Annotated in this window: 10 protein-coding genes; 7 read left to right on the top strand and 3 right to left on the bottom strand. The window is 59.5% G+C overall.

Annotation, left to right across the window (positions count from 1 at the left end; all coding sequences use genetic code 11):
* The first annotated feature begins 821 nt into the window (after window positions 1-821).
* The gene (locus tag D8U60_RS18490) at window positions 822-1184 is read left to right on the top strand and encodes a DUF6124 family protein (RefSeq protein WP_125917913.1); all 363 of its coding nucleotides are present in this window, start codon (window positions 822-824) and stop codon (window positions 1182-1184) included.
* Between the two features lie 196 nt (window positions 1185-1380).
* On the opposite strand, the gene D8U60_RS18485 is transcribed toward D8U60_RS18490, so the two are convergent.
* Window positions 1381-2097 (bottom strand): SIMPL domain-containing protein, encoded by a 717-nt coding sequence (locus D8U60_RS18485; RefSeq protein ID WP_016771714.1) that lies wholly within the window; start codon window positions 2095-2097, stop codon window positions 1381-1383.
* A 359-nt stretch (window positions 2098-2456) separates the two neighbouring features.
* On the opposite strand from D8U60_RS18485, the gene D8U60_RS18480 reads away from it, so the two are divergent.
* The 4 genes from D8U60_RS18480 (at window position 2457) to D8U60_RS18460 (ending at window position 7018) form a co-directional block, all read left to right on the top strand.
* On the top strand, window positions 2457-3719 hold the full coding sequence (locus D8U60_RS18480; RefSeq protein ID WP_016771713.1) for an ATP-binding protein: 1263 nt from the start codon (window positions 2457-2459) through the stop codon (window positions 3717-3719).
* On the top strand, window positions 3712-4272 hold the full coding sequence (locus D8U60_RS18475) for a response regulator transcription factor (RefSeq protein ID WP_003221630.1): 561 nt from the start codon (window positions 3712-3714) through the stop codon (window positions 4270-4272). The genes D8U60_RS18480 and D8U60_RS18475 overlap by 8 nt, the downstream gene beginning before the upstream one ends.
* A gap of 96 nt (window positions 4273-4368) precedes the next feature.
* Entirely contained in the window at window positions 4369-6096 is a 1728-nt protein-coding gene (locus tag D8U60_RS18470; RefSeq protein ID WP_122699942.1) for an ABC transporter ATP-binding protein/permease, read from the top strand.
* A 175-nt stretch (window positions 6097-6271) separates the two neighbouring features.
* Window positions 6272-7018 (top strand): FadR/GntR family transcriptional regulator, encoded by a 747-nt coding sequence (locus tag D8U60_RS18460; protein WP_110603732.1) that lies wholly within the window; start codon window positions 6272-6274, stop codon window positions 7016-7018.
* Window positions 7019-7022: 4 nt separating this feature from the next.
* Here the strand turns inward: D8U60_RS18460 and D8U60_RS18455 are convergent, their stop codons facing one another.
* A complete protein-coding gene (locus D8U60_RS18455) occupies window positions 7023-7370 on the bottom strand; it encodes a hypothetical protein (RefSeq protein ID WP_016771710.1) in 348 nt (115 codons plus the stop codon).
* Between the two features lie 192 nt (window positions 7371-7562).
* Complete coding sequence (locus D8U60_RS18450) at window positions 7563-7943, bottom strand: hypothetical protein (protein WP_130900642.1); 381 nt, start codon at window positions 7941-7943, stop codon at window positions 7563-7565.
* Between the two features lie 297 nt (window positions 7944-8240).
* Here D8U60_RS18450 and kdgD point away from each other — a divergent pair, with 297 nt between their 5' ends.
* Together kdgD and D8U60_RS18440 are read left to right on the top strand one after the other, a co-directional pair.
* Entirely contained in the window at window positions 8241-9152 is a 912-nt protein-coding gene (gene kdgD / locus D8U60_RS18445; RefSeq protein ID WP_016771708.1) for a 5-dehydro-4-deoxyglucarate dehydratase, read from the top strand.
* 71 nt (window positions 9153-9223) lie between these two features.
* Window positions 9224-10669, top strand: a complete 1446-nt coding sequence (locus D8U60_RS18440) for an aldehyde dehydrogenase family protein (RefSeq protein WP_024011600.1) — start codon at window positions 9224-9226, stop codon at window positions 10667-10669.
* Window positions 10670-10775: the final 106 nt, after the last annotated feature.

The raw sequence follows: 10775 nt of genomic DNA, 5'->3' as shown, positions 1-10775 counted from the left end.
TGGGGAGTTTTACTTGGTGCAACTGGGGTGTTTCGATTGGTGGCACCTTGGCGGCCTTAGGGCCGACCAGGGTGTTGGTTGGTTTGGGTGAATATCCGTTTCTTCGGGTGTTGCGGCTGGCGGTTTCGCCCTTACGGCGACTCACTTTTTTTACAAACGCCTAAAAAAAGTAAGCAAAAAAACGCTTGCTCCTACGTTCGGCCCTCGCAGGCTCGGGTTCCTTCGCTCCGGGATCGATCCGGGCGCAGCGGCTACGGTTTGCTTCGCTGCACCTCCTTCCGCTGTGTTCGACTGCGTCGAACGGTCGCTGCGCTCCCACGCCCGGATCAATCCCTCCACTCAGCCTTCCGACGTCGCCGGTGGATCAAGATCAAGAGCACTCGAGCTAACGCTCATTGTGTAGGAGCTGCCGAAGGCTGCGATCTTTTGCTTTTGCTTTTCTATGGGAGCGAGCCTGTTCGCGATGAGGCACCTCAAGGTCCCCGAGGGCTTGAGTTTGTTTAATTCAGATTTTCAATAACCCGAACCTTCCCACAAGGTTTTCAGGTTGTCCGTCGGACGTGCGCTCTCTAGGCTTGGGTCGTCGCTGGTTGTTCAGCGATCGGGTGTGAGAACCCGACATTCATAGTCATTCAGTGCCCAGATCCGCATAATTGCCGCCAGCAAGTTTGCTGCCCGCAAGTGCGTTATGGCGGCTCTGTGCGGGCGGGCTTATGTCCGGCCGGGTGCCTATGACCGGTTTTCTCACCCCGCACAAAGCTGCCACCTCTTCGCCGTGTGAGAAACGGCATCGAGATGGCTCAACCTCATAGGTGAAGCGCATGACCAAACCAGTCCCCGACCCACCCGAAGAAACCTCAACCCCCCTCGAAGCCGCGCTGCGCGCCGACGATCTCGCGAAGAACCGCGAAGCCATCAAGCGTGCCCTCGATTTCTATCTCTGCCCGCCACCCGGCAAACCCCATCCGCCCGGCACGATGTTTTTGATCCGGCCCGACATCGACACCGAAAGCCTGCTCGCCCACGCCTGTGAATCCCTTGCTTCAGCCAACACCCTGGCCAGTGATTTCGCTGATCAGCTCGGTCGTCCGCAGCGCAATACGGCGCTGGCGATTCAGCAGATCATCATGCTGGCGGAGCTGGCGGTGAATCGGGCGCTGGATCGGGTTGATCCGCGTACGTAATCAGTCAGGGCCACCGCGTTATCGTTTTTCGCGGGCAAGCCCGCTCCCACAGGTTATATGCGATTTTCAAGACACAACAAAACCTGTGGGAGCTGGCTTGCCAGCGATAGCGGTGGATCATTCACTACAAAACCCCAGCACAAAAAAACCGGCAACCATTTACTGATTGCCGGTCCTTCATTCCGCCAAGCTTAAATCACTGCATCAGCACTTCAATCGAGCCATCAGCGGTCATGCTGACCTGACTGGTGCCTGCTTCGACTTCCGGCGTGACTGGCGCGGAATCCATGGCCGCGGCTTTCATCATCATCGGCGCGCGCAGGTACGGTTGTGGGTATCCGTTGCTGTTGAGGTTCAGGTTGACGATTTTATAACCCTTGCCGCCCAGGGCGTCGGTGGCCAGTTGGGCGCGGGTCTTGAAGGCGGTGACGGCTTCTTTGAGCAACTGGTCTTCGCTGGCCTTGCGGGTCGGGTCGGCGATGGCGAAGTCCATGCCGCCCATTTTCAGGTCGGTCAGCAACTCGCCGGTGAGTTTGGACAGGGCGGCGAAGTCGGTGCTTTCCAGGCGCAGTTCGGCGCGTTCGCGCCAGCCGGTGATCTTCTGGCCTTTGGTGTCGTAGATCGGATAGCTGTTGCGGCTGCCCGTGCGCAGGGTGATGTCTTTGACTTGTTTGGCCTGGGCGGTGGCCTTGTTCATGGTGGTGCTGATGGCGGCGGCGAGTTTGGCCGGGTCGGTGTTCTGCTCTTCGGTATAGAGCGTCACGATCATCTGGTCGCGGGCCACTTCCTGGCTGACTTCGGCGCGCAGGGAAATCTGGTTGTAGTGCAGCTCATCGGCGGCCAGCGCCGGGAGGCTGGCGACGCTGCCGACGGTCAGGGCGAGGAGGGCGGCGCTGCGGCGAAATGTGTGCATGAAGGCTCCTTGAATGAGGCGCAGAGGGCGCTGCGTGAACCATCAGACTCTATAAAGCAGCTGCAAGTTGCAAGCTTCAAGCTGCAAGTAAAGGCAAGAGCAAGAACTGCGGCGCTTTTGATCTTGCTTGCCGCTTGAAGCTTACAACTTGCAGCTGCCTTCCTTTCAAGCTTCAGCATCAAGCTGCAAGCTACATCAAAAGCGCCGCAGCTCTTGCTCTTGCTTTTGATCTTGCTTGCCGCTTGAAGCTTGCAACTTGCAGCTGCTCTCCTGTGGTCGTTTGCCGCACTTTCGCCTCTGAACCCCGCGCCTTGGTTATACTCCGTGCGATCCGCCTGGAGCGCTCATCAGGAGAGCTCATGCTCGCCCCCGTACAACTGACTTCCGCCACTCGCCAGAACCTCTGGCGGCTGACTTTCATCCGCACACTTGTGCTCGCCGCGCAGGCCGGCTCCGTGGGCCTGGCCTACTGGCTGCAATTGTTGCCGTTGCCGTGGGTGCAATTGGCGATGACCCTGGGCTGCTCGATTCTGCTCTGCGTGTTCACTGCCGTGCGCCTGCGCACATCGTGGCCGGTGACCGAGCTCGAATACGCGCTGCAACTGGCCTGCGATCTGGTGATCCACAGTGCGCTGCTGTATTTCTCCGGCGGTTCGACCAACCCCTTCGTTTCTTATTATCTGGTGCCGCTGACCATCGCGGCGGTGACCTTGCCGTGGCGTTATTCGGTGATTCTGTCCGGTATCGCGCTGGCGCTGTACACGCTGATGCTGACGCGTTTCTATCCGCTGGAAACCCTGCCGGTCGCCCGTGAGAATCTGCAGATCTACGGCATGTGGCTGAGCTTTGCCCTGGCTGCTGCGGTCATCACGTTCTTCGCCGCGCGGATGGCTGAAGAGCTGCGCCGGCAGGAAGAGCTGCGCGCGATTCGCCGCGAAGAAGGCTTGCGCGATCAGCAGCTGCTCGCCGTTGCGACCCAGGCCGCCGGTGCGGCGCATGAATTGGGCACACCGCTGGCGACCATGAGCGTGCTGCTCAAGGAAATGCAGCAGGATCACCCCGATGCGTTGCTGCAGGACGATCTGAAGGTGCTGCAGGATCAAGTCAAACTGTGCAAGGAAACCTTGCAGCAACTGGTCCGCGCCGCTGAGGCCAATCGGCGTCTGGCGGTGGAGATGCAGGACGTTACCGACTGGCTCGACGAGGCGTTGAACCGTTGGCACCTGATGCGCCCGGAAGCCAGTTATCGCTTCCAGCGTCTTGGCCAGGGTGCGGTGCCGCGCATGGCGCCGCCGCCGGATCTGACCCAGGCTTTGCTGAATCTGCTCAACAATGCAGCCGACGCCTGCCCGGAAAATCTCCAGGTGACGCTGGACTGGGACGCAGAGACTTTGACCATCAGCATTCGCGACCACGGCGCCGGTGTGCCGCTGGCCATCGCCGAGCAGATCGGCAAACCGTTTTTTACCACCAAGGGCAAAGGTTTCGGCCTGGGCCTGTTTTTGAGCAAGGCCAGCGTGACACGCGCCGGTGGCTCAGTGAAACTCTATAGTCATGAGGAAGGCGGCACGCTCACCGAGCTGCGCCTGCCCCACGGCGCCCGAGGAGACCAACATGAGTGACGAAATCCAAGTCGAAGGCGAAGAACTGCCGCATCTGCTGCTGGTCGACGACGACGCGACCTTCACCCGCGTCATGGCCCGCGCCATGGCCCGCCGTGGCTTTCGCGTCAGCACCGCAGGTTCTGCGGAAGAAGGCCTGACCATCGCCCAGGCCGATCTGCCTGATTACGCCGCGCTGGACCTGAAAATGGACGGCGATTCCGGTCTGGTCCTGCTGCCCAAGCTGCTGGAACTCGATCCGGAAATGCGCGTGGTGATCCTCACCGGTTATTCGAGCATTGCCACGGCAGTCGAGGCGATCAAGCGTGGCGCCTGCAACTACCTGTGCAAGCCCGCCGATGCCGACGACGTGCTGGCCGCGCTGCTGTCCGAGCATGCCGACCTCGACAGTCTGGTGCCGGAAAACCCGATGTCGGTCGATCGCCTGCAATGGGAGCACATCCAGCGCGTGCTCACCGAGCACGAAGGCAATATTTCCGCCACGGCCCGCGCGCTGGGCATGCACCGCCGCACCTTGCAGCGCAAATTGCAGAAGCGTCCGGTTCGTCGCTGAACCTGCGCTGAACGACTATCGCCAGCCCTCGCGATAAAACGCGCCGATCATCTATGATCGGCGCGTGTCCGTTCTTTTTACTATCGAGCCTTATCCATGAATCAGAACGCTGAATATTCCGCGGTCAACGATGCTGTGCGCGGGCAGTTTTTTCGCAAAGTCTGGGCGATGACCACGCCTTACTGGCGCAGCGAAGAGAAGGGCAAGGCCTGGACGTTGCTGATTGCCGTAATTGCGCTGACGCTGTTCAGCGTAGCGATCTCGGTGTGGATCAACAGTTGGTACAAGGATTTCTACAACGCTTTGCAGAGAAAGGATGAAGCCGCGTTCTGGCAGTTGATCCTGTATTTCTGCGGCATCGCGACGGTGGCGATTCTCGGCGCGGTGTATCGCTTGTATCTGACGCAGATGCTGACGATCCGCTGGCGGGCGTGGCTGACCGAAAAACACTTCAAGCGCTGGCTCGACCACAAGAATTACTATCAGCTGGAGCAGGGCGGTTATACCGATAACCCCGACCAGCGGATTTCCGAAGACCTCAACACTTACACCGCCAACACCCTGAGCCTGGGCCTCGGGCTGCTGCGCACGATTGTCAGTCTGGTGTCGTTCTCGATCATTTTGTGGGGCGTGTCGGGCAGTATCGAAGTGTTCGGCATCGAAATTCCCGGCTACATGTTCTGGTGTGCGCTGTTGTATGCAGCGGTCGGCAGTTGGCTGACGCATTTGATCGGTCGCCGTCTGATCGGTTTGAACAACAAGCAACAACGCTTCGAAGCAGACCTGCGTTTTTCCATGGTGCGCGTGCGTGAGAACGCGGAAAGCATCGCCTTGTACAACGGCGAACCGAATGAGAACCGCCGCCTGAGCAACCGCTTCGGGCTGGTCTGGCACAATTTCTGGGACATCATGCGCGTGTCCAAGCGCCTGACGTTCTTCACCTCCGGCTACGGTCAGATCGCAATCATTTTCCCGTTTGTCGTCGCCGCACCGCGCTATCTGTCCGGCAAGATCGAACTGGGCGAGCTGATGCAAATCAACTCGGCGTTCGGCAACGTGCAGGAGAATTTCAGCTGGTTCATCACTGCGTATTCGGACTTGGCCGCTTGGCGCGCCACCTGTGATCGTCTGCTGAGTTTCCGTCAGGCCATGAGCGACAACGAACAACGCACCCCGGCCATCGACGTGCAGAATCAGGGCAGCGACTTGCAGGTGCACAACCTCGGCCTGGATCTGGCCGATGGTCGTCACCTGCTGACCGACGCTGACATGACCGTTGAGCCGGGTGAGCGCGTGATGCTCAGCGGCCGTTCCGGCAGCGGCAAGTCGACACTGCTGCGGGCGATGGGGCATTTGTGGCCGGCGGGGCACGGCAATATTCGTTTACCGGCGGCGCGTTATCTGTTCCTGCCGCAGAAGCCTTATCTGCCGATCGGCACATTGCGTGAAGCGTTGAGTTATCCACAACCGGGCGACACCTACGCGCCAGAACGTTATGCACAGGTGCTGGAAACCTGCCGTCTGCCACACCTGGTTGGGCGGCTGGATGAAGCCAATCACTGGCAGCGCATGCTTTCACCGGGCGAGCAACAACGCCTGGCCTTCGCCCGCGCGCTCCTTTATGCACCGCAATGGCTGTACATGGACGAGGCTACATCGGCGATGGATGAAGAGGATGAGGCGACCTTGTATCAAGCGTTGATTGACGAGATTCCGGGTCTGAGCATCGTCAGCGTCGGTCACCGAAGCAGTTTGAAACGATTCCATCCACGGCATGTGCGGATCGACAGCGGGCATTTAGTGGAGCAACCCGTAACTGCCTGACCCCTCGGATCCCTTGTAGGAGCTGCCGAAGGCTGCGATCTTTTGATTTTTAAGATCAAGATCAAAAGATCGCAGCCTTCGGCAGCTCCTACATGGAGGTCGTGTTGACGGTGATCGTACAACTCGCTTGAGCTATGATGGCGCCAAGCCGAACTTTCGAGACAAGATGCAGACCATGGAAAAGCTGATCGACACCCCGCGCCTCCCCCGCAAGCGCCGCAGCCTCGCCCAGGAATTGGTGACGGTGTTGAGCGAGCAGATCCGTGATGGCCTGCTCAAGCGTGGCGACAAGTTGCCCACCGAGTCGGCGATCATGGAAGCCCATGGCGTCAGCCGCACCGTGGTGCGCGAGGCGATTTCCCGTCTGCAGGCCGCCGGCCAGGTGGAGACCCGCCACGGCATTGGCACCTTTGTTCTCGATACGCCGAGCCCGAGCGGTTTCCGCATCGATCCGGCCACCGTGGTCACCCTGCGTGACGTGCTGGCGATTCTCGAATTGCGCATCAGCCTCGAAGTCGAATCCGCCGGCCTCGCCGCGCAACGCCGCAGCCCCGAGCAACTGGCAACCATGCGCGCCGCCCTCGACGCCCTGAACGAAAGCGCCTCGCATGCCAGCGATGCGGTGTCGTCGGACTTCGCTTTCCACCTGGAAATCGCCCTGTCCACCGGCAACCGCTACTTCACCGACATCATGACGCACCTGGGCACCAGCATCATTCCGCGTACCCGGCTGAACTCGGCGCGCCTGGCCCACGATGATCAACAGCATTACATGAGCCGCCTGAGCCGTGAACACGAGGAAATCTACGACGCGATTGCCCGTCAGGATTCCGATGCTGCGCGTGCGGCGATGCGCCTGCACCTGACCAATAGCCGTGAGAGACTGCGCCAGGCCCATGAAGAGGCGCAGGCGCAGGGTTAGCTCATTATTCCAGGATGACGTGCAAATTTATTGGAGGAACCGGGAAGGGACCATCATTTAAGTAACACCAGAATCTTGAGGGCGTGAAGTCGAACTTTTCTTTCTCAATCGGAAAGACGAATTCCTTTTCACGATTTTCTTCAGTCACAAAGATCGAGGAAATCCAAGGGGTTATTTGAAACAGCTCAAAAGTGATCTTATCGCCAACCTTGTATGCAGGATTCCAGGGCACGATGCCGTGGGCAGGGCCTTCGAGCTTGGTAGTGTCAAGGATTAGACTGCTCTCCCCAATGCGATAAGCCTCTCTAAATGTAGGATAGTAAGGGTGTTCTTCCGATTCGGTTGAAGCCATCTCTGAATTCCTTTTTTAAAAAATGATTAAGCCATGACTCGAATCACGGCATAGTTAGGGGACTCATCACCTACGTCACCATTAGGGGCAAGAATTGATCGGCTGACACCTGTAAGAACTACCAGTACGGACGAACGGTCGACCTGCCGCTGGGTTGCGTCTGACCGTCCATGACGTGGCGCGTCAATAGAGTCAGGGTTCAATTCGCATCCTCAGTGGTTGAGAATACGGCTCCATACTCGACTCATCGCGAAACTTGTAACGCAGCTCCACCTCGCGGTTCAGATACGGTTGCAGCGCCTCTTTCGGCAGTTGCACCTCGATGTCGAACAGCTTCTCCATTTCATCCTCGGCGTCGTCCCAGGCGCCAGTGTCCACCTCATCACCTTCCCATTCGGGCTCCTCGCCATCGCTGCCGAGAATCGCGTAGACGCTCCAGTTTGCTGCGAAATCGCTGGAATCCGGCACCTGCACGGTGAGGATCTCCGGCAATTGCGAGAGCTGAAGTGTCACGCAGTCGTCTTGCGCAGGGGCGGCATAGGTGAGGGTGGGGGCGGCAAAATGCATCGACATAGCGGCTTCCTTTGAGTGGTCCGCCACGATCCTTCGTGGCAGTCGACGTACTTTACGAGCCGCTGGTCCTCTCAGAATTAAACGAATCCAGACCAGATATTTCCGCGAGAAATGCTTCAAGGACGGGCCTTCCAGCGATTTCCAGAAGCATAGACAGCGATTTTGTCGGACAAAAAAGCCCTGCCAACGATGAAATGCAGTTGACGGTTATTTTTTAAGTTGTACGATGACCTACAACTTCGGCGAAGGCTGAACGGTCCACTCACAATAAAACGTTGCTACCAGGGTGTTCGAATAATGAATCCACAAGAACTGAAGTCCATCCTCTCTGCCGGCCTGCTGTCTTTCCCGGTGACCGATTTCAACGCGCAGGGCGATTTCAACCGCGCGGGCTACATCAAACGCCTGGAATGGCTGGCTCCGTATGGCGCTTCGGCTCTGTTCGCCGCCGGCGGCACCGGTGAGTTCTTCTCCCTGGCCGCCAGCGAATACTCGGAAATCATCAAGACTGCCGTCGACACCTGCGCAACCAGCGTGCCGATCCTCGCCGGCGTCGGTGGTTCGACCCGCCAGGCCATCGAATACGCTCAGGAAGCCGAGCGTCTGGGCGCCAAAGGCCTGTTGCTGCTGCCGCACTACCTGACCGAAGCGAGCCAGGACGGTGTTGCCGCCCACGTTGAAGCCGTGTGCAAATCGGTGAAGATCGGCGTGGTCGTCTACAACCGCAACGTTTGCCGCCTTAACGCGCCGCTGCTGGAACGTCTGGCCGAGCGCTGCCCGAACCTGATCGGCTACAAGGATGGCCTGGGCGATATCGAGTTGATGGTTTCGATCCGTCGCCGCCTCGGTGATCGCTTCAGCTACCTGGGTGGTCTGCCGACCGCTGAAGTCTACGCCGCTGCCTACAAGGCGCTGGGCGTGCCGGTCTACTCCTCGGCGGTGTTCAACTTCATCCCGAAAACCGCGATGGACTTCTACCACGCGATCGCTCGCGAAGATCACGCCACCGTCGGCAAGATCATCGACGACTTCTTCCTGCCGTACCTGGACATCCGCAACCGCAAGGCCGGTTACGCCGTGAGCATCGTCAAGGCAGGTGCAAAAATCGCCGGCTATGACGCAGGTCCGGTGCGTGCGCCGCTGACCGACCTGACCGGCGAAGAGTACGAAATGCTCGCCGCGCTGATCGACAAGCAAGGCGCGCAATAAACGAGAAAAGCGAGGCCGCTGAGCAATCAGCGGCTTTTTGCGTGATGGCTTTTAGAGTTGAGGGCTGCCCTGTGACAACTGCAAAACGCTACGACAACTACATCAATGGCGAATGGGTCGCCGGTGCCGATTACTCGGCCAACATCAACCCGTCCGAACTCAGCGACACCATCGGCGACTACGCCAAGGCTGACCTGACCCAGGTCAACGCCGCCATCGACGCTGCTCGCGCTGCGTTCCCGGCGTACTCCACGTCGGGCATTCAGGCCCGTCACGATTCGCTGGATAAAGTCGGCACGGAAATTCTCGCCCGTCGCGAAGAGCTCGGCACCCTGCTGGCCCGTGAAGAGGGCAAGACCCTGCCGGAAGCGATCGGTGAAGTGACCCGCGCCGGCAACATTTTCAAGTTCTTCGCCGGTGAATGCCTGCGTCTGTCCGGTGACTACGTGCCGTCGGTACGCCCGGGCGTCAACGTAGAAGTTACTCGCGAAGCGCTGGGCGTGGTCGGTCTGATCACCCCGTGGAACTTCCCGATCGCCATCCCGGCGTGGAAAATTGCTCCGGCCCTGGCCTACGGCAACTGCGTCGTGCTCAAGCCTGCCGATCTGGTGCCGGGCTGCGCTTGGGCGCTGGCGGAAATCATTTCCCGCGCGGGCTTCCCGGCCGGTGTGTTCAACCTGGTAATGGGCAGCGGTCGCGTGGTTGGCGAGGCGTTGGTCAACAGCCCGAAAGTCGACGGCATCAGCTTCACCGGTTCGGTGGGCGTGGGTCGTCAGATCGCGGTCAACTGCGTTTCGCGCCAGGCCAAGGTGCAGCTGGAAATGGGCGGCAAGAACCCGCAGATCATTCTCGACGACGCCGACCTCAAGCAAGCGGTCGAGCTGTCGGTGCAGAGCGCGTTCTACTCCACCGGCCAGCGCTGCACAGCGTCGAGCCGTCTGATCGTCACCGCCGGCATTCACGACAAATTCGTTGAAGCGATGGCCGAGCGCATGAAGTCGATCAAGGTCGGCCACGCGCTGAAAGCCGGCACCGACATCGGTCCGGTGGTTTCCCAGGCGCAGCTGGAACAGGACATGAAGTACATCGACATCGGCCAGTCCGAAGGTGCACGTCTGGTCAGCGGCGGCGGTGTGGTGACTTGCGACACCGAGGGCTATTTCCTCGCGCCAACCCTGTTCGCCGACAGCGAAGCGTCGATGCGCATCAGCCGCGAAGAGATCTTCGGCCCGGTGGCCAACATCGTTCGCGTGGCCGATTACGAAGCTGCGCTGGCAATGGCCAACGACACCGAATTCGGCTTGTCGGCCGGCATCGCCACCACCTCGCTGAAGTACGCTAACCACTTCAAGCGCCACTCCCAGGCCGGGATGGTGATGGTCAACCTGCCGACCGCCGGTGTGGATTACCACGTACCGTTCGGTGGCCGTAAAGGCTCGTCCTACGGCTCCCGTGAGCAGGGCCGCTATGCACAAGAGTTCTACACGGTCGTGAAGACTGCCTACATCGGTTCCTGATACACGCAATACCTGTGGGAGCTGGCTTGCCAGCGATTCAGGCAACGCGGTGCTGCAGGCACGCCGCGCTGATGCCATCGCTGGCAAGCCAGCTCCCACAAAGACC

Source organism: Pseudomonas sp. Sample_11, from assembly GCF_004307505.1.
Taxonomy (GTDB): Bacteria; Pseudomonadota; Gammaproteobacteria; order Pseudomonadales; family Pseudomonadaceae; genus Aquipseudomonas; species Aquipseudomonas atacamensis.
This window is presented reverse-complemented; position numbering and strand designations above follow the sequence as displayed.